Source organism: Emticicia sp. BO119 (genome assembly GCF_013912375.1).
Classification (GTDB): domain Bacteria; phylum Bacteroidota; class Bacteroidia; order Cytophagales; family Spirosomataceae; genus Emticicia.
Genome location: NZ_JACETV010000002.1, coordinates 84,509 through 103,497 on the forward strand (window position 1 = coordinate 84,509; position 18,989 = coordinate 103,497).

Consider the following 18,989-nt stretch of genomic DNA (forward strand, 5'->3'; position numbering starts at 1 on the left):
AACTATTGCATTGAGATTGATTGATATTCATTAAACTCATGTTTTGTATTTACATTTCTCAAAAACCCTTTTTCTTCAATATATATCAACTGCACATTATTATTTTGAAGAAAAACTTTTGGGCTTTTATGCCCTGCATTTATGTATTCAATTAGCAAAGGATAGGCTTTGGGTTCATAAATAGTAATGAGTGGTTCAGGTGCAGTAATTTCGGGATTGTAGAAAGCGGTGGCCATTTTTTCGGTATTTCTGTGCTTGAGTAGTAGTTCAATCGCTTTATCAGTAACCAAGGGCATATCACAGGCTAATACCAACCAAGCAGTTTTTGAATTATTTTCAAAGGCCGATAGAATACCACTGATGGGGCTGATAGCAAGGGTATCAATAATGACATTTTCTGAAAGCCCTTGCTCTTTTCTTGATGAAAAATAGACTTCTTTGCAAAATTTACCTAATAAAGAAAACAGGTGTTCTCTCTGAGAAAGACCATGATAATTGAGCAGGCTTTTGTCTGTACCCATACGTGAGCTTTTGCCTCCAATCAGAATCAGCCCGTTCATTCAGTGTCCAATTTAAAGTCTCGTTTACCACCCGATTTTTCAATCAAACGGGTTTCTTTAATAATAATACTGTGCGAAAAAGCCTTGCACATATCATATACAGTCAAGGCCGCAATGCTTGCTCCGGTTAGTGCTTCCATTTCAACCCCTGTTTTTCCGGTTAACGAGGCCATGCATTCAATTACCACTTCTTTCTTTGCATTCAGCATAATTGTAATCTGGCAGTTTTCAAGTCCCAGAGGATGGCAGAGTGGTATTAAATCACCCGTACGTTTGGCGGCCATTACTCCGGCAATAATAGCTGTCTGAAATACTGGCCCTTTTTTGGTATGTATTTCATCGTTTTGCAATTTTTCGAGTATGGCATCATCTAATACCACAACGCTTCGGGCTTTGGCCTGGCGTTTGGTAATGCTTTTTTCGCTTACATCCACCATTGAGGGGTTACCTGCGGCATCTATATGAGTGAATTCTGACATAAAGTTATTTTGATTACTGCGCACCAGAGGTTCGCGCTACAATTGTTATTTTTTTTGTAAAATGCCCAACTCACTATACCAAATTTCTTCATTTTCAATCATTCGTCTGATTACCTCTGTTACAAAGTCTTTGTTAGTGAAGAAATGATAGTCTACTACCTGAATCACATTGGCTGGAAGAATCTCTAAAATTTTTTGCCGGTACTTGGCATAGATATCAAAAGGTATGTCACGCTTCTTTTGTTTCAGGCAATTGTCACAGATACCACAAGTATTTTCTGTAAATTCATCAAAATATTGTTGTAGAAATTGCATACGGCATCGGCGGTCTTCCTGCGCAAATTGTACTACGGCATCTACCCTTTCGACGTCTTTCTTTTTGCGTCGTTCCAGCTCAACCCGATTGATAGATAGATAATTAGCATCTTGTCGGGCAGTCAGGAAAATCAGTTGCGGAATACTTTTTTGTTTCTGATAAGTAACTATCCCAACCTCATGAAGATACTCAAGCATTTTTTCTACTTCAGCATTCTGAGCAAAGAAATTTCTGGCTATGGCACTTTCTGAAATGGTAGTGAATTCAGTAAACAATTGCCCACCATACATTCTTAAGAGTATTTTCGTAAACTTATCATAATTTGCGTTTTTAAGCTGAAAATTATACAAGCTGTGGTTATCAACTTTAAAAACCAGCTTTGAGGGGCTGAAATAAGAGTCGCTTAGTTGTATCAGCCCTTCATCTTCCAATTTTTTCAATGCATTATGGGTATCATTGGCTACTAAGCCGAACGTACTAATAAATTCCTGAAAGTCGAAATCGTAGCTTTCAAAATTCTCCGCACCTACCGCCAATTTAAAATAGTTGGCTAATGCCTGATAAATCCTTTTCAGATTCTCAATAGGTGGATACTTCTGGTCTATCTGCTTGTATATATCCACTAAGTCAGGCTTAAAATAGAGTAGAATCGCATAAGACTTTAGTCCGTCTCTTCCGGCACGACCCGATTCCTGATAATAGGCTTCTAAATTTTCGGGTAAATCAAGGTGTATAACTACTCTTACATCGGACTTGTCTATACCCATGCCAAAAGCATTAGTTGCTACTATTACCCGAATCTGATTTTTAATCCAGGCTTCCTGTTTTTTAAAACGGTCATTCATAGCCAATCCAGCATGATAAAAGTCAGCACTTATCTTGTTACGATTGAGCCAGTCTGAAATCTCTTTGGTTCTTCTGCGGCTTCTTGCATATACAATAGCCGATCCCTGTACCTTCTGGAGAATATCAAACAGTTTGCGTTCTTTGCTTTCTTCACAAAAAGCCGAATAGGATATATTAGGCCGGGCAAAACTCTGTTGGAATACCTTAGTATTTCTCAACTCCAATTTTTGCTGAATATCCTCCCTGACGTCTTTAGTGGCTGTGGCTGTCAGGGCAATCATCGGGGCATTAATAGTAAATTTTCTGAAATCAGGGATTTTTAAATAGGGTGGTCTGAAATCATAACCCCATTGTGAAATACAGTGAGCTTCGTCAATAGCCAGTAAACATACCTTCATGCGCTTGGTACGTTCCTGCATAATTTCTGTCAATAGCCGCTCGGGCGAAACGTAGAGAAACTTATAATCGCCATATACAAAATTATCAAGTGTGTAGTCTATTTCGGTGCGATGCATACCAGAGTAGATGGCCGCCGCTTTAATCCCTCTTTTCTTTAATTGCTCTACCTGATCTTTCATTAGTGCAATGAGTGGAGTAACTACAATACAGACTCCATCCATCTGCAAGGCAGGCACTTGAAAACAAATCGATTTCCCTCCCCCGGTTGGCATAATCGCTAACGTATCGTTTCCAGCTAATACAGAATTAATAATATCTTCCTGTAAAGGCCGGAACGAATCATGCCGCCAATATTTTAATAATATTTCTTTTGATGCTTGCATCGTTCAAATCGCAGTTTTCGTCTATTAATGCAAAGATAAGCTTTCAGTTTGTTAATCCGACAGGTAATCCCTGACGATTAGTAATAAGTTTAAGCAGAATGATGAATAAATTTATGTATTCAGGAAAGTTAGCCGATAAATAATACTTCTACTACTATTTCTAATATTCGCTTAATAAAAACGTTATTATATTCGTGAGAATTTATACCTTGTAGAAAAATTCAAAGCAACCTTGACCCATTGAATTTCGTATTTTTTTAAGACCCTTAGGAAACAGGATTTGACGCTAAAGATTATGAGAAAAATTTACCTTTCTGGCATACTAACTCTTTTGGTAATGTCAGCGATTGCCCAGAAAACGATTAAACCACGCCACGAACAGCTTGCCAGGACCAACCCGAATAAAATTGAATTTATGAAAGGGAAGATGATTGTGTGTCCGGGTAATTATGTTGATGCGAATACTTATATTCCTCCTGCTAAAGAAATAGAAGAGGCTCTGAAAGGAAAATATGTAAGATCGACTGCTAAAGCTACTTTTATTGTTAATTATAGCGGGTTTTCTCCTGCTGCTCAAAAAGCTTTCCAGTTAGCGGTTGATATATGGTCGAATCTTATCAGTTCACCTGTTCCTATCCGTATTGATGCTATATGGCATCCGATTGATAGCGGTAATACAGCAGGTACTATTTTAGGTCAGGCAAGTCCTGCAGATTTTACACGGAACTTTCCCGGTCAGCAAAAAGCAAGTACATGGTATCCCATTGCCTTAGCTGAAAAAATAGCCGGGCAAGAACTGAATTCCGTTAACGATGCCGATATTGTAGCAGAATTTAACAGTTCTGCTCCATGGTATTTAGGTACAAGTACTCCAGGGCGCAATGAGTTTGATTTTGCTTCTGTAGTTTTGCATGAATTATGTCATGGCTTGGGTTTTACTTCTTCATTACGCTCAACCCAGACTTCATCTACTGCGGCATGGGGCTATGAAACAGGCTCACCATTCATTTTCGATCAGTTTGTAGAAAATGCCACAGGACAACAATTAATAGATACAGGTATTTTCCCTAATCCATCTGCTGCATTACGTCAACAATTAGTTGGGAATAATTTATTTTTTAATAGCCCTGCCTCTGCCGCAAAGGGCGATGAAAAGCCACGGTTATATGCTCCATTCACCTATCAGGCAGGTTCGAGTACTTCTCACGTTGATGATAATACTTATACGTCAGGGAATCCTAACTCTTTGATGACATCAGCAGCAAGTTTAAGAGAAGTAATCCGAGATCCAGGGCCATTAGTGAAGAATATGTTTGCAGATATGGGCTGGAAAGGCACCTCGATTTTACATACACCAATTAAAAGTATCGAAAATTCTGTTAAAAGTGTAATAGTAAAAGCTACTATCCTGAGTGATACGACATTAGTAGCAGGTAGTGCGAAGGTATATTATACAGAAAATGACACAATTACCAAGGCAAAAGCTATAAACCTGACAAGAGCAGGTAATACGAACGAGTATATAGCGGTTATCCCTGTTACAGCAGCAAGTTCAATTATTAGATACTATATTGTAGTAGAGGATAATTTTAAACGCAAAAATACTATTCCTGCAGAGGCTCCGCTAAAAGGCTACTATGGTTTCCAGATTGGTGAGGAAGACGTTTCATCGCCTTTTGTTTCAAACCTTCCACTTACATTTGTACCATCAACATCTAAACCTGACATCTTTCTGAATGCTGAAGATGACTTTGAACACGGAATAGATACTGTTTATGTAGAATATATGGTGAACGGACAGGCAAAAGCTCCGGTTGGTCTGAAAAAATATAATCCGGCTACAGATGATAAAGCCTATTCGCAGGGTAGAAATGATGCTTTTGCTTATTTGGGTAAAGCCGTTTTTGGTGATTTGAAAAAAGGCGACCATGTGCTCTATCGTATTGTAGCTATTGATAATTCGAAGAATAAGAATACCACTGTTCTGCCATCATACCTTAATACGCCGGGAACTAATGTAAGGCCTAAACCTGATTATTATGAATTTGTGGTAACAGATCTGAATACACAAACGCCTGTTTTAACCTACAGTACAGATTTTAATAGCCCTAATGAAGATTTTGCTGGTATAGGTGGTTGGGGTATTACACAACCATCGGGTTTTAGCGATGGTGCTTTACATTCGGCTCACCCCTATAAAAACGGGGGAGACGAAAACCTTGAATCTAATACAATGGCTTTGTTTTTAAAGCCAATAGAACTAAAATCAGAAGACGATTCAGCCAATATCACATTTGATGAAATTGCATTGATAGAGCCCGGTGCAAACGGATCTTTATATGGTGATGCTGATTTCTATGATTATGTGGTAGTTGAGGGATCTTACGATGGTGGAGCATCTTGGATACCATTTGAAGATGGCTATGATGCCACAAGTGATTCGGAATGGAAAAGAATATTTAACAATTATGTTTCGGGTACTGTTATGGGAGCAGACGGACAGCCTTTTGAGTCGGCAGACTCAAAAGGGGTAGGCGTTCCTTCACTATATCGTAAAAGAACTATTAAGATGTTGAGTAGTGGTGATTTTTCGGGCGGAGATGTTATTCTGCTTCGTTTCCGTTTATTCTCTGACCAGCTAACTTATGGTTGGGGATGGGCCATTGATAACCTCAAAATACAATTACCACCACCGCCACCTGTCTTAGCAGTAGAGCCAGGTTTAGAAAAAGCAGTTACTTTATCGCCAAATCCATCGCCTGACGAAATACAAATCAGCACTACCTTGGCTAAACCAGGTCGTGTAAAAATGGAAGTATTTGGCGCAAACGGTAAAAAAGTGATGGACAGAGAATTTATTACAGATATAAATACTTTCTATCAGAAAATAGATGTAAGCGATTTTAATGCAGGTACTTATCTGGTTCGATTATATACCGAAACAGGGTCTGTAGTAAAAAGATTTGTTGTAAGCCGATAACTGAAAACTATAAACATAATAGCGACACTCCCAAAATGAGAGTGTCGCTATTATGTTTATAAAGGATATAATCTCTTGTCAGCTTTTCTTTATCAGCAAGGCTAATTGTCCTCTATGATAACTCAAATGATTGGTTCTGCTTAATAGTACATTCAACCGGTTGCGGTGGGGCTCTTTTGCAAAATTTTCTTCCGAAATACTATTATGTTGCGTAAACCATTCTTCAACAGGTAAATGGTTTATATGCCATATCAAAGTATCATTTACTGCTGCCCATTGTTCTTTTAACTGAATTATTGGAGGAATTTCAACGATTGTTTTATCGGCTGCCTCAACAAAAACAGAGTGTAATTCAGGGTATAGAGCTTTTCGGAAGTGTAAAAGCGGAAGCATTAAATCATGGACGGCTGTCAGATGCCCTAAAAGATAGACACCTCTGTTTTTAGCCGGAGCTATTTCAGTTATTAGCTGTTGGTCAGAGAGTTTTTCGAGTAGGCTATTGAAGGCAATAATTTGCAATTGCCAGTTATTGATAGCGATTTTAATAGATAAGTCGAGATGATTCATACCTAATAGATTTAGAAGTGAAAATATAATGTCGTTCAGGAGAAAGAGAGTGTTATTCTATGCTAAGGGCAGAACGGAGCAAAAAAAGAAATAGTTCTACTTGCTTAAAAACTAACAAGTGTAAAGAATCATTTTACTAAGAGATTGAAGAATCAGAAAAGTTTTCATATTTCCCATAAATACACTTTATTAATCGTTGCAAATAATAGTAACCTTGATGTAAATTCGCAAAAAATAAAAAATATGCAGAAACTTATCCTATTAACCCTATTGGCTTTTATCGGAATTTCTTGTACAACCTCACAGAAATTGTCAAAAAAGAGACCGTATGCTACACTGATTGATACTTCGAGGGTGTTTTCTCAGAATTTTACTGGCATGGCTATTTATGACGTAGACGAGAGAAAAACACTTTTTGAGCGAAATGCCGACAAGTATTTTACACCCGCATCTAACACTAAGTTGTTTACATACTATGCTTGTACCAAAATCCTGGGTGATTCGATTCCTGCTTTGCGATATATTATAAAAGGAGATACTCTGGTTTTCTGGGGCACAGGAGACCCGACGTTTTTTCACCATGACCTAAAAAATACAAAGGCATTTGAATTTCTGAAAAGTTATAAAAATCTTAAGTTCCTGACTTTTTCGGATGGTAATTTTACAAATACAGCCATGGGAGAAGGCTGGGCCTGGGATGATTACAATGATTATTATTCGGCCGAAATTTCTCCACTACCTATGTATGGAAATATAGTCAGGATAAATATCGAAAAAGGAACTACGACACTCCAACCATCTATTTTTGAAAACAGTTTTTATAAAAAAAAAAAAGATGGAGGGAATACAATTACCCGTACTCAAACAGATAATGTCTTTTTATTGCCTAAGTCAATCCTGGAGAAAAATAATTATAAGCAGGATATACCCTATAAAACCTTTACAGGGTTAACCCAACAATTGTTGATAGACACCTTGAACCGAAACGTGAGCCTGAAACATATTCCTGTGCCAAAAGATGCGCAAACTATCTATAGTATGCCCTCTGAGGATGTATATCGATTAATGATGCAGGAAAGTGATAATATGCTTGCCGAACATCTGTTACTACTTTGTGGAGCGGTTATAAAAGATTCACTCAATTCTTCTTTTGTTATTAAATCTATTACTGAAAAATACCTGCTGGATTTACCTGATACACCTAAATGGGTAGATGGCTCTGGGTTATCAAGATACAATCTTTTTACCCCCCGCTCTATCATAAAACTTTTAGAGAAGATGAGAGCAGAAATACCTCAGCAAAAACTTTACTCTATTTTACCAGCTGGAGGCCGGTCGGGTACACTGAAGAATGGCTATAAAAATACTGACAAACCATTCATTTTTGCTAAAACAGGATCTTTAGGTGGTGTTTATAACTTAAGTGGCTATTTGATTACAAAAAAAGGGAAAACCTTATTGGTGAGCTTTATGAATAATAATTTCAATCAGTCAACAACTAAGGTTCGTAAGGAAGTAGAAAAAATCCTGACTTGGATTTACGAGAATAAATAGGCTACTTTACTTCTATGAAATACTCTTTATCAAAGATACGATAGTATATCCAGACAGGTATCTTATCGAAATAAGGTTGCATATCATTAAAAATGGGTCTTTGAGAAACATGAAGCAGCATGGCTTGTTTCTTGAAATCACCTACTTCTGTTATTTTAACAGCCACTGTAGGAGTAGGCAACGTAGCATTACCAAAGTTCCTCTTAAAGCTGGCTGAAATCCTTTTTGCAATTTCAATCATTGGCTTCGGGAGAGTAACCTGATAAAGTTTTTTAACAGAAAAGCCATTTTTGCCTCTTTCAGCTAAAAAGATTTCTTTGGTATATTGTGCTATCAGGCGATGGTATGGATGGCCATATAAACCAATCAAATCATCGTAAGTAAAAAGAATAGTAGGTAAGTAGCGTATTATTTTCTCTCTGATTACTTTTTTCATAGAATCCGGCGACAGGTTTTTGATGCAGCTATCAGGAAAATCTAAAATTTCCTGATTGCCCACACCTAATAATTGTCTGACGGAACTTAATTCTTTAAACCTGATTTTCCCAAAGTAAATCTCCTTTTAACTGAATCTTGTTCATTCACAAGCCCATTGCTCCACCCGGCTTCACCATGAGAAAAGGTAATCAAACTTGTTTCAATGCCTTTTTTGTCTAATAATTTCAAAGTGCCAGCACTCGTGATTTCGTCATCGGGATGAGGAAAAATAAACATCGCCTTTTCGCCTGAAAAGCTATTAGCTAAAGGAATAGAATCATCCTGCAATTGACTACGCAAATAATAATATACCCCCGAGAGGAAGAGAAATATAATAATAACGGCGAAAAGAAGTTTTTTCATTGATAGAGGATTAAGAGTATGTTTAAATTTTGAGAAAGGGTATCGGTTGCGTAAATTGTAAGTGACCAAACCTATAATTTAATGCAAACTCAGTTTACTGAATTGACCGATACCCAATGGCAAGTTATCGAAGAAATTTTAAATGAACATAGAAAACGTAAACATAATTTAAGAGAAATAGTTAATGGGATTTTAGAAATACTGCGCACTGGAACACAATGGAGAAACCTAAATCATCCTACTTTGTCATGGCAAATAATTTACTATTATTTTAGAAAATGGGCTCTTAACGGGACATTAAACAGGATAAATAGTGAATTAAATAAAAAAGAAAGGACGCGACAAAGTAAAAAGGAAACTCCTAGTTTATTATGTATTGATAGTCAATCAGTTAAGTCGGTTTCATTTTGCAAAGAAGATAAAGGTATTGACGGAAACAAATGCATTAATGGAAGAAAAAGGCATATTATAGTAGATACACTTGGCCTAATATGGGGAGTAGTAGTGCATAGTGCTGATATTCATGATGGAGTAAAAGCTCATCTATTAGTGGAACATTGTTTAGGATATTTGGAGAGGATGCGAAAAATATTAGTGGATGATGCTTATAAAAAGGTCTTTTACGGATGGGTAAAAGAGAATATTATAGGATTAGAGGTAGAATTTGCTTCTAAACCACCTTCTGAAAAAGGGTTTGTTCCTGTAAAATGGAGATGGGTCAACGAGCGTACTTTTGGATGGCTTAATTTCTTTCGTAGGCACTCTAAAGACTATGAAAAAACGACAAAAAGTGCTGAAGCATGGATTTTATGGACTAATTGCCAAATTATCCTAAATCGGTTATGATATTTACCGAATATAATTTTTAAACATGTTCTAAATATAAACCTTTGTAAATATAAACGTTAGAGAAAAAGAATCCCATTTGTTTTTCAATTCTAAACCCTATTTTTGTAAGTTAAAGATATAAGAGAGTAAGAAAATACTAAGTCTAAATGAATCAAAACATAAAAAAACTCTATAGCATTGCACAGAAAGAGAAAAGAATAATTGTCGGGTTGATGTCTGGTACTTCAATGGACGGATTAGATGTGGCTTTGTGTGAGTTCAGAAAAAGCGGTGGAGATACTGAAATAGTATTAATGCATTTTGATACCATAAGCTTTCCGGAAGATATAAAAGATGAAATAAGAAAGGTATTTGCCAGAAAAGAAATAGATTTTCAGCAACTATGTGTATTAAACCCTTGGATTGGCAATTTACATGGACAAATAGTGAATGATTTGCTTTTAAAATGGAGAATACCCACTGAAAAAGTAGATATAATTGCAAGTCATGGACAAACGGTTTTTCATTCACCTAAAATCCTGCACAGACTTGAGAAATTCCCGAATGCTACACTTCAAATCGGTGATGGCGATCATCTGGCAGTAAAAACCGGAATCATTACACTCTCCGATTTCCGTCAGAAGCATTGTGCCGCAGGGGGGGAAGGAGCACCTTTAGCCGTTTACGGCGACTACCTGATTTTTTCTAAACGGGGTGAAAACAGAATTCTGCTTAATATGGGTGGTATTGCAAATTTTACATATCTGGCAGGTAATTTAGATGCAAACGAAGTTTTTGCTTCAGATACCGGCCCGGGAAATACAATAATTGATGCCTACATGAAGAAATACTTCGATTTACCATATGATGAAGACGCCAGAATTGCCAGACAAGGAGATGTAAATCAGGTATTACTGACAGCATTGAAGCAGGATGATTTCTTTATGAAGCCTTTTCCGAAAACCACTGGTCCTGAACTATTCAATTTAGAATATCTGGCAAATGCGCAACAGCAAAGCAATACAACGTATCTTTCAGACGAAAATATTTTAGCTACCCTTTGTAGATTTTCGGCTGAGACTATTGCTGAAGCCATTCAGAAATCGATCCTTCAATTGCCTGAATATATTGTTAATCCTGGCTCATTCAGAATTTATGGAAGTGGTGGTGGAGTACATAATCCGCTAATTATGCAGTTTCTGAAAGAGTTATTGCCTGATTTTGATTTTCGACTGACTGATGATCTGGGTATTTCAGGCGATGCTAAAGAAGCCATTTTATTTGCTACTCTTGCTAATGAAGCTTTAGTAGGGGGCAAAACAGATTTTGGTTCACGTAAAGGAATACCAAGTGTATCAATGGGTAAAATTTCATTTCCACAATAATTTTTTCTTACATTTGTATGCCGTTACAACCTATACAGTATTATTACTGCCGTGGTGTATAAATCTTAGCAACTTTATAAGCCGGTACTTAATATGTTAATTAATCGCATCTTTGTCAGGATTTGTGTTGCTTTTTTGTTTATAAGTCTTAAAAGCACCGCTCAGATTGTACTCTCTCACCCTATGGAACGTATGGTGTTCCAACGTAATAATTCCAATCAGGGAACAGTCATTATTGGAGGTACGTATTTATCAGAAGTTGATAGAATAGAAGCCCAGGCAGTAGCCAGGCCTGAAGGTGGTACTTCTACCAATTGGACTGTCATTCAGAATAACCCTTCAAATGGTTATTTTTCAGGAATGCTTACCGTACAAGGAGGATGGTATCAAATACATGTAAGAGCTTTTAAAAACAATACCCTGATTGATACTAAAACTATTCAAAAGGTTGGCGTAGGAGAAGTATTTGCTATAGCCGGTCAATCAAATGCCCAGGGAGGTGCTGGAGTAAGTACGTCGGCAAATGATGATAGAGTTAGTACTATAGATTTCTCCGATGCCTATTCAGATTATAACAGATTACCCATTGGTTTTTCGCATTTATCAGGAGATTCTACAGCCATAGGGCCTTTTCATTATGTGCCTTGGGCATGGGGAAGATTGGGTGATTTACTGGTACAGAAACTTGGTGTTCCTGTTCTTTTTTTTGGTGCTGCGCATGGTGGAACTTCAAGTGATCAATGGGGGAAATCTTCTCAGGGGTTACCATTTGATGGCCCAAACTGGATTCGGCAAGATTACGGGGCCCCTTACCGTGCCTTAGAAAACTCGGTGGCTATTTATGCCAGCCTGACCGGGCTAAGAGCTGTGTTATGGCATCAGGGCGAAAGCGATCCCAATACAGATTTTCAGACCTATTATAACAATATTAAAGATGTAATCAATAAATCCCGGGAGAATGCCGAACACGAAGCTTTGGCATGGGTAGTGGCACGTGCTTCCAGAAACCCTGACGAGCATTTTGGCCCAATTGTTGGCCAGAATACTTTAATACAAGGCTTTTCTAATGAGTTTGTTACAATACCTCCGGTGCCTAATGTTTTTGCAGGTCCTGAAACAGATTATATTACCGGAGGAGATAAGCGAACAGATGGTATCCATTTTGATACTTATGCCGGGCAAGCAGAGTTTGCCAATGCCTGGGATGCAAGTTTGAATAATGACTTTTTTGCTAATTCAATACCGATGATGCCCTCGCCTTTGTTGACAGTAACTTTAGCCTGTAATCCCGGTAACCCATCAACTCCGATTACGTTGTCAGTATCTGGTTCTTATAGCCAATATTACTGGTCGAACCGTAATAATACTGATGATGAAGCAAGAGGATATAATTCTAACTGTTGTAATACTTTTGCTTTTTTACCACCTGTTGGTTATGAACGCCTGAATTGGACAACCATAAATAATAATACTAACTCTCTGACAACCGCTCCTGCACGCTTGGCAGCTTCTGTCAGGAAATCTTCAAAAAAGACTTTTTTTAGCCCTATTGTTAATTTGTCGGTTTTTCCATTGCCAACTACACCAACCTTTGTTACTTCTGTTACACAAATACGCCCTGGCGAGAGTGTAACACTAACTGGTTCGGGTTGCAATGCCACTTATTTGTGGTCTACAGGAGCAACTAATAATCCGCTTGTAATAAGCCCTCCTTCAACTGATACTTATACTGTACAATGCAAAACGCTTAATTGTGCTATAACTTCTGCACCTAAAAGCGTAACAGTTTCTACCTGTTTTCCCGGTAGTTTATTTTTACAGGGATCAGTTGTTAATACAGAATCACCGTATCAAACTAAACAGACTATTCAGAGCACACAGAAAATCCAATTAACTGGCAAAATTGATTATTCCGCCAAAAATAAGGTAGAGTTATTACCTGGTTTTGAATCTAAAAATGGTTCAGTATTTAAGGCTACAATTGACGACTGTAATTGAGCTGATATATGATAATTTATAATTCAGCGATTATTATAGAATATTATAAAACAAATAAGCATCATAAAATTTATGTTTTATGGTGCTTATTTGTTTTTGAAGGGTCATTGTCTAACACTATGCCGAATTTCTACTGGCATTTATATTACCGAACAATGAGCGGGTAACCATTTTTTCGTAAACTAATCGTAGTTTCTCGTCGGTTGTTTCCTCAATTTTTTGTAGGGCATATTGTTGTATTGTTAGCAAAGGCAATACAATATGCTCGCGGTAATCTATAGATAACTTGCTGAGTTTTTCATTTGCCATTAAACTTTCTTGGCCTGTTACAAGCAGCATATTTTTTACGGTCAGTTTGTACTCATCAAAAAGAATCTGCCAGAACTCGCCATATTCTGGGTCTTTTTTCATATAGTAAGTCAGTGGGAAATAGGTTTTTGTTAAACCCATCATACTATTCTCTATTAAGGTTTTAAAGTACAACGAGTTTTCATAAAGCAACTTTAAATCTTCTAAGCGACCTTCATCTATTACCTTTTGCAGGGCTGTTCCGAAGCCAAAATAACCTGGCACATTTTGCTTCAACTGGCTCCAAGAACCCACAAACGGAATTGCTCTTAAATCAGATAAAGTCAGCTTTTTACCTGAACTCCGCTTGCTTGGGCGGCTACCGATATTGGTTAAACCATAATATTTCAGGGGGCTCTTATTTTCAAGATAAGGTACAAAAAGCGGATGCTCTTTCAATTCAAAATATTTATTTACCCCTTCTTCTGCCAGTTCTTCAATCAGGTTGCGCTCCTGTTTATTAATGATTGACTTATCGTCCTGAAAAACATCATTAATGATACCTGCCGACAATAATTGCTCAAAATTATACATGGCTTGCGAGCGTGAACCATACATAGAAGTAATGGTTTGCCCCTGGATTGTTATCTGAATTTCATTATTGGCAATAGTAGGCCCTTGAGAAGCGTAGAACTGATGGGTTTTGCCACCGCCACGCGCTGGAGGGCCACCACGGCCATCAAAGAAAATAACCTCTATCTGATTCTTTTTTGAAATGCGGGTCAGTTTTTCTTTAGCCTGATAAATTTCCCAGTTTGCTTTTACATAACCTCCGTCTTTTGTGCCATCAGAAAAGCCTAACATGATTGTTTGGTGATTCGCACGATTTTCAAGATGGTTTTTGTAGAATGGCAATTGGTATAGGCTTGTCATGGTACTCTGAGAGTTATCTAACCCTTCAATGGTCTCAAACAATGGGACTATATCTACCTTGATTTCAGCTGCTTTATAACCACAAAAACGGAAGAGAGCTAATACCTCTAATACTGAAAACGTAGAAGTAGAATTACTGATTATATACCGATGACAGGCTTTTTCACCATTTAACTCTTGTATTTCTTTGATAATACGAACCGTCCTGAAAGTATCTTTTGTCAAGGTTTCCTCAAAATCCTCTTCCTTAATTGTTAATTCATGTTCTGTTAAAAACCGGAGTTTATCAACATCACTCCACTTATCATAAGGTTTGTCAGAGATACCATATTTCTGATTAATCTGTTCCATTACATTTTCATGGATGCTGCTATCCTGACGAATATCAAGACTGGCAAAGTGCAAACCGAATAGTTTTACTTGCTGAATAAACCTGTCTAACAGATTAAGGAATATACCTTTGTGTTTGGTTATCAGGAGTTGTCTTACTTCATCTAAAGAAGACAGTAATTCATGTAGGGTTAAATCATGTTTCAACCCATTCATGTTAGTGTAAATGCGATTACTGATAGCTGTCAATAAAGGCATAACTCCTTTAAATGTCAGGCGACGACAAATAATTTTAAAATCGTTATAATAGCATTTCAGAATACTTGTGCGAAGTTCTATCGATACTTTTTTCGATATTTCAGCCGTTACAAAAGGGTTGCCGTCTCGGTCACCGCCTGGCCAGAAACCTAATTCCAATACGGGGTTAAATCCTCCGCTTCCGTTCTGAAAATATGACCTGAGTTTATCATGAATTTCGCCAATTACCTGATAATACACATGGCGCAGGTAGAAGATAATACTCTGGGCTTCTTCTAAAGGTGTTGGCTTCTGCTCGTTTATAAAAGGCGTTTTACCTAACTGTTGTAGAAGAGAATCAATACCATTAATATCGTTTTTAGGAATCAGTTGCTCTAAATCCTGAATAATGCGTAAAACACTACTTGGATAAAATTGGGTAGGATGAGCTGTAAAAACAATGCGAACCTTAAAGTTTTTTAACTTCTCATGTACTTCTGCTAACTTGTCTTGTTGCAGAGCTAAATCAAGAGTACCTTGCAAAGTACCCTTCCCATTCAAGGGATTGAGTTTCTCAAAAGCCGAATCCTCAACACTGTCAAACAATACAACCTGCCGTTCTATATAGGTAATAAACCTGAACAAAAGATCTATTTTTTCCTTTTCTTCTTTGATAGAGGTATATTGCTTAAAAAACGTGTCAATAATTTCTTTTGGCTCTTTGCCCGCTTCAAAATCGGCTTCTGACATGTCGTGCAGAAAAGGCATTAACTGGCCGATTTTAGTCATCTTATCATAAGGCAACCTTGAAAAAAGCGTATTAAATACAAGATATTTATTATGAATTTCTTGTGTGAAAACAGAATCAATAGAATTTTCCAGCATTTTTCTTACGAGTATTAATGTTTTGACGAAACAAACTACGTAAAAATCTACTGTATTTTGATTCCTTTACCGAATAAAGTTTGGTTTTTCTTGAAAAAGTTAAAATATTTCAAAAGATAAAACAATTCTATTGAAAGACATTCCTTTTTAAGCCTCGATAATCTATAAAATCAGTAATTTTACTTTCATAAAAATAACAGGTGGGACCTGTTCATGATTAATTGATGAAATATCCTATCTATATGGATTACAATGCCACTACACCTCTTGACAAAGAGGTATTAGTAGCTATGTTGCCTTATCTGACAGAACATTTCGGTAATGCTGCCAGCAGGTTTCATGTCTTTGGCTGGAAAGCCGAAGAGGCAATAAGTATAGCTCGCCAGCAGGTGGCGGATCTCTTGGGTGCTTCTGAAAAAGAGATTATTTTTACAAGTGGAGCTACAGAATCGGTTAATTTAGCAATTAAGGGTGTTTACGAAGCCTTGAACCGGAAAGGGAATCATATTATTACAGTTGAGACAGAGCATAAGGCAGTATTAGATACTTGCCAGCATTTGGAGAAATTAGGAGCAGAAATTACTCTTGTGCCCGTAGATAGTGAGGGCAATATTGATTTAGTATTGCTCGAGAACAGTATTCGCCCTACTACCATTCTGATTTCAGTAATGGCAGCTAATAATGAAATTGGGGTTACGTATCCGCTAAAAACAATAGCGCAGATAGCCCACCGACATCAAGTATTATTTCATTCTGATGCTACACAAGCAGTGGGGAAATTGCCAATTGATGTAATAGCAGATGGGGTAGATTTGCTAAGTCTATCTGCTCATAAATTTTATGGCCCCAAAGGTGTAGGAGCTTTGTATATCAGAAAAAAACTAAGTATTGTTGCCCAACAAGATGGTGGAAAACATGAAAGAGGTTTGCGCTCAGGAACCTTAAATGTGGCAGGAATTGTTGGATTAGGCAAAGCCTGCGAGATTTGCAGACAAAATATACCAGAGGAAATCATACGAATACAAAACTTACGGAATTTATTAGAAAAAGGCATTTTGGAAGCCATACCTGGGACAAAAATAAATGGTGCCATTGCACAACGCTTGCCTAATACAACTAATATCTGTTTCGGGAAAATAGATGGAGAGAAGCTGTTAATGAGCATAAATCAAATAGCAGTATCGAATGGGTCGGCGTGTAATTCGGCCTCTACTGAACCTTCTTATGTTTTAAAGGCACTGGGGTTGGATGATGATTCAGCCTATGGGTCCATCAGGTTTAGTTTAGGGAGAATGACTAAGGGCGAAGACATTGAGGTTGCTGTTGAACATATAATAAAAGTAGTAAGTCAAATGAAGAGTGTGTCAGGCTGATTGTATAACGGGTTTCTCAAATCATCGGAGAATGGAGGTAGATTAGAATTATAGTAAGACATCTGACAAAATTCACTTTAAGACGATTCCCAGAATTGTAGCAAAAAGTCATGGATGATCAAAAAAAAGAATTTATGCGTAAGGCCATTGAACTATCTTTTATAGGTAGTCAGGAAGGTATCGGACAAGGCCCTTTTGGAGCGGTAATAGTAAAGGATGGTGAAATAGTAGGTCAGGGGCATAATAATGTAGTAGCTTATAATGACCCCACTGCCCATGCTGAGGTAGTAGCTATCAGAGATGCCTGTAAGAAATTAGGTGTCTATGAATTACAAGGTTGCGAAATATATACCTCATGTGAACCTTGCCCTATGTGCCTGAGCGCAATTTATTGGGCAAAGTTAGGGAAAATTTACTATGGTAATACCCGTAATGATGCCGCTGCAATAGGTTTCGATGATGCTTTTCTTTATCATGAAATACCTTTACCACTTTCTGAAAGAAAAATCACAATTGAACCTCTGGCTCGCGACGAAGCTCAGGCTGCCTTTGTGCTTTGGGCAAAAAAAGAGAATAATGAGGATTAATAAAAATATACTATGCCCTTTTTCAGGATATATATGAAAGAAATTAAAAAAATTGTTGAAGCCTATCAGAAAATTGATTTTAATCAAAACAAAGCAGCTTTGGCAACAGTAGTACGTGTAGAGGGCTCTTCGTATAGACGTACAGGCGCACGGATGTTAGTGATGGAATCTGGAGAGTGGGTTGGTGGGATAAGTGGTGGTTGTTTAGAGGGGGATGCCCTGAAAAAGGCACGGCTGGCTATGTCGCAAAACAAAGCAACCCTGATTACTTATGATACTTCTGACGATGATCCCTATCAGATAGGCGTTGGACTTGGCTGTAACGGCATTATTGACGTATTGATTACCCCTCTTGAACCACAGGATAAGCTAAATGCTGTTTCCCAAATAAGGTATTGCCTTGACCAGCGTAGTCCGAATGTAATAGTTACCATAACTGCATTAAACAGAAGTAATGAAGTTATTCAATTAGGCCAGGTATTTAGGTTTGATTCTACTGACCATTTTAATGAGATTTTTCCTTTAGATGATATTAAAGAAAAGTTGACAGAGGAAATTCGGCTGGTTTTGGTAAATACTAAATCAATCTCCCGAACCTACACTCTGGCTGATGGCTTGTCTGTTAGCTTATTCATTGAGATTATCCCTCCAGCTATACAATTGTATGTTTACGGTAGTAATTATGATGTGTACCCTATGGTACGTATGGCAAAAGAATTAGGCTGGAAAGTAATTGTGGTTTGTAATCCTAACAAAATGCACCGTTCCCTCTTTGCTATAGCCGATGCTGTAATGCCTAAAGACTATGTACCTGTAATTGATAAATATACAGCGGCTATTTCGATGTGCCACGATTACGAAACTGATTATCACAATTTACAAACACTGCTGAAAACAGATATATCCTATATAGGACTTTTAGGTCCTAAAAAGCGCACAGTAAAGATGTATGACCGGATGAATGAGGAAGGGAAACCGATTACACCCGAAAATGAAAGCCGTATCTTCAGCCCCGTTGGCTTAGACATCGGAGCAAATACGCCAGAAGAAATTGCCTTATCTGTATGTGCTGAAATCCGTACAAACTTCTCCGGTAGAGATGCAAAAAGGCTTAAGTTTAGAAATAAACCGATTTATGATAGCTAAAATTTGGTTTTTTCTTGAAAGTAAAATATTATTGTTCACTATTATTCAACACCTGCCTGAAATTTCTTATCTGAA

General features: G+C 37.5%; 15 protein-coding genes. 8 read left to right on the forward strand and 7 right to left on the reverse strand.

Annotation, left to right across the window (positions count from 1 at the left end; translation table 11 throughout):
* Positions 1 to 2: 2 nt before the first annotated feature.
* The 3 genes from H1R81_RS07410 to H1R81_RS07420 are packed head-to-tail and all read right to left on the reverse strand — an operon-like array spanning position 3 to position 2,983.
* A complete protein-coding gene (locus H1R81_RS07410; RefSeq protein WP_181840074.1) occupies positions 3 to 560 on the reverse strand; it encodes an NTP transferase domain-containing protein in 558 nt (185 codons plus the stop codon).
* A complete protein-coding gene (moaC, locus tag H1R81_RS07415) occupies positions 557 to 1,039 on the reverse strand; it encodes a cyclic pyranopterin monophosphate synthase MoaC (protein WP_181840075.1) in 483 nt (160 codons plus the stop codon). Before moaC ends, H1R81_RS07410 begins: the two co-directional genes overlap by 4 nt.
* 45 nt (positions 1,040 to 1,084) lie before the next feature.
* Positions 1,085 to 2,983 (reverse strand): ATP-dependent DNA helicase RecQ, encoded by a 1,899-nt coding sequence (locus H1R81_RS07420; RefSeq protein WP_181840076.1) that lies wholly within the window; start codon positions 2,981 to 2,983, stop codon positions 1,085 to 1,087.
* 295 nt (positions 2,984 to 3,278) lie between these two features.
* On the opposite strand from H1R81_RS07420, the gene H1R81_RS07425 reads away from it, so the two are divergent.
* A complete protein-coding gene (locus H1R81_RS07425; RefSeq protein ID WP_181840077.1) occupies positions 3,279 to 5,963 on the forward strand; it encodes a T9SS type A sorting domain-containing protein in 2,685 nt (894 codons plus the stop codon).
* 78 nt (positions 5,964 to 6,041) lie between these two features.
* Here H1R81_RS07425 and H1R81_RS07430 read toward each other — a convergent pair whose 3' ends face one another.
* Positions 6,042 to 6,530 (reverse strand): DinB family protein, encoded by a 489-nt coding sequence (locus H1R81_RS07430; RefSeq protein ID WP_181840078.1) that lies wholly within the window; start codon positions 6,528 to 6,530, stop codon positions 6,042 to 6,044.
* Between the two features lie 243 nt (positions 6,531 to 6,773).
* Here H1R81_RS07430 and H1R81_RS07435 point away from each other — a divergent pair, with 243 nt between their 5' ends.
* Positions 6,774 to 8,084: a D-alanyl-D-alanine carboxypeptidase/D-alanyl-D-alanine-endopeptidase gene (locus tag H1R81_RS07435; RefSeq protein ID WP_181840079.1), complete on the forward strand. Its 1,311-nt coding sequence runs from the start codon at positions 6,774 to 6,776 to the stop codon at positions 8,082 to 8,084.
* A 1-nt stretch (position 8,085) separates the two neighbouring features.
* Here the strand turns inward: H1R81_RS07435 and H1R81_RS07440 are convergent, their stop codons facing one another.
* Both H1R81_RS07440 and H1R81_RS07445 read right to left on the reverse strand, forming a co-directional pair.
* On the reverse strand, positions 8,086 to 8,583 hold the full coding sequence (locus H1R81_RS07440) for a hypothetical protein (protein ID WP_310588056.1): 498 nt from the start codon (positions 8,581 to 8,583) through the stop codon (positions 8,086 to 8,088).
* A gap of 23 nt (positions 8,584 to 8,606) precedes the next feature.
* Positions 8,607 to 8,924, reverse strand: coding sequence for a PIG-L deacetylase family protein (locus H1R81_RS07445; protein ID WP_181840080.1), 318 nt, complete (start codon positions 8,922 to 8,924; stop codon positions 8,607 to 8,609).
* 81 nt (positions 8,925 to 9,005) lie between these two features.
* Between H1R81_RS07445 and H1R81_RS07450 the strand changes: the two genes are divergently transcribed.
* The 3 genes from H1R81_RS07450 (at position 9,006) to H1R81_RS07460 (ending at position 13,135) form a co-directional block, all read left to right on the forward strand.
* Positions 9,006 to 9,770 carry an IS5 family transposase gene (locus tag H1R81_RS07450; RefSeq protein ID WP_181840081.1) on the forward strand — a complete coding sequence of 255 codons (765 nt, stop codon included), beginning with the start codon at positions 9,006 to 9,008 and terminating at the stop codon, positions 9,768 to 9,770.
* Between the two features lie 149 nt (positions 9,771 to 9,919).
* Positions 9,920 to 11,137, forward strand: coding sequence for an anhydro-N-acetylmuramic acid kinase (locus tag H1R81_RS07455; protein ID WP_181840082.1), 1,218 nt, complete (start codon positions 9,920 to 9,922; stop codon positions 11,135 to 11,137).
* A 93-nt stretch (positions 11,138 to 11,230) separates the two neighbouring features.
* Positions 11,231 to 13,135 (forward strand): 3-coathanger stack domain-containing protein, encoded by a 1,905-nt coding sequence (locus H1R81_RS07460; protein WP_181840083.1) that lies wholly within the window; start codon positions 11,231 to 11,233, stop codon positions 13,133 to 13,135.
* A 117-nt stretch (positions 13,136 to 13,252) separates the two neighbouring features.
* Here H1R81_RS07460 and H1R81_RS07465 read toward each other — a convergent pair whose 3' ends face one another.
* Complete coding sequence (locus H1R81_RS07465; RefSeq protein WP_181840084.1) at positions 13,253 to 15,808, reverse strand: phosphoenolpyruvate carboxylase; 2,556 nt, start codon at positions 15,806 to 15,808, stop codon at positions 13,253 to 13,255.
* Between the two features lie 224 nt (positions 15,809 to 16,032).
* On the opposite strand from H1R81_RS07465, the gene H1R81_RS07470 reads away from it, so the two are divergent.
* The 3 genes from H1R81_RS07470 (at position 16,033) to H1R81_RS07480 (ending at position 18,914) form a co-directional block, all read left to right on the forward strand.
* On the forward strand, positions 16,033 to 17,181 hold the full coding sequence (locus H1R81_RS07470; RefSeq protein ID WP_181840085.1) for a cysteine desulfurase family protein: 1,149 nt from the start codon (positions 16,033 to 16,035) through the stop codon (positions 17,179 to 17,181).
* Positions 17,182 to 17,291: 110 nt separating this feature from the next.
* Positions 17,292 to 17,768 (forward strand): nucleoside deaminase, encoded by a 477-nt coding sequence (locus H1R81_RS07475; protein ID WP_181840086.1) that lies wholly within the window; start codon positions 17,292 to 17,294, stop codon positions 17,766 to 17,768.
* A 33-nt stretch (positions 17,769 to 17,801) separates the two neighbouring features.
* Positions 17,802 to 18,914 carry an XdhC family protein gene (locus H1R81_RS07480; protein ID WP_181840087.1) on the forward strand — a complete coding sequence of 371 codons (1,113 nt, stop codon included), beginning with the start codon at positions 17,802 to 17,804 and terminating at the stop codon, positions 18,912 to 18,914.
* Positions 18,915 to 18,989: the final 75 nt, after the last annotated feature.

Coding starts and splice junctions, on each gene's coding strand:
- H1R81_RS07410 (WP_181840074.1), bottom strand. CDS start 560: ATGAACGGGCTGATTCTGATTGGAGGCAAAAGCTCACGTATGGGTACA.
- moaC (WP_181840075.1), bottom strand. CDS start 1,039: ATGTCAGAATTCACTCATATAGATGCCGCAGGTAACCCCTCAATGGTG.
- H1R81_RS07420 (WP_181840076.1), bottom strand. CDS start 2,983: ATGCAAGCATCAAAAGAAATATTATTAAAATATTGGCGGCATGATTCG.
- H1R81_RS07425 (WP_181840077.1), top strand. CDS start 3,279: ATGAGAAAAATTTACCTTTCTGGCATACTAACTCTTTTGGTAATGTCA.
- H1R81_RS07430 (WP_181840078.1), bottom strand. CDS start 6,530: ATGAATCATCTCGACTTATCTATTAAAATCGCTATCAATAACTGGCAA.
- H1R81_RS07435 (WP_181840079.1), top strand. CDS start 6,774: ATGCAGAAACTTATCCTATTAACCCTATTGGCTTTTATCGGAATTTCT.
- H1R81_RS07445 (WP_181840080.1), bottom strand. CDS start 8,924: ATGAAAAAACTTCTTTTCGCCGTTATTATTATATTTCTCTTCCTCTCG.
- H1R81_RS07450 (WP_181840081.1), top strand. CDS start 9,006: ATGCAAACTCAGTTTACTGAATTGACCGATACCCAATGGCAAGTTATC.
- H1R81_RS07455 (WP_181840082.1), top strand. CDS start 9,920: ATGAATCAAAACATAAAAAAACTCTATAGCATTGCACAGAAAGAGAAA.
- H1R81_RS07460 (WP_181840083.1), top strand. CDS start 11,231: ATGTTAATTAATCGCATCTTTGTCAGGATTTGTGTTGCTTTTTTGTTT.
- H1R81_RS07465 (WP_181840084.1), bottom strand. CDS start 15,808: ATGCTGGAAAATTCTATTGATTCTGTTTTCACACAAGAAATTCATAAT.
- H1R81_RS07470 (WP_181840085.1), top strand. CDS start 16,033: ATGAAATATCCTATCTATATGGATTACAATGCCACTACACCTCTTGAC.
- H1R81_RS07475 (WP_181840086.1), top strand. CDS start 17,292: ATGGATGATCAAAAAAAAGAATTTATGCGTAAGGCCATTGAACTATCT.
- H1R81_RS07480 (WP_181840087.1), top strand. CDS start 17,802: ATGAAAGAAATTAAAAAAATTGTTGAAGCCTATCAGAAAATTGATTTT.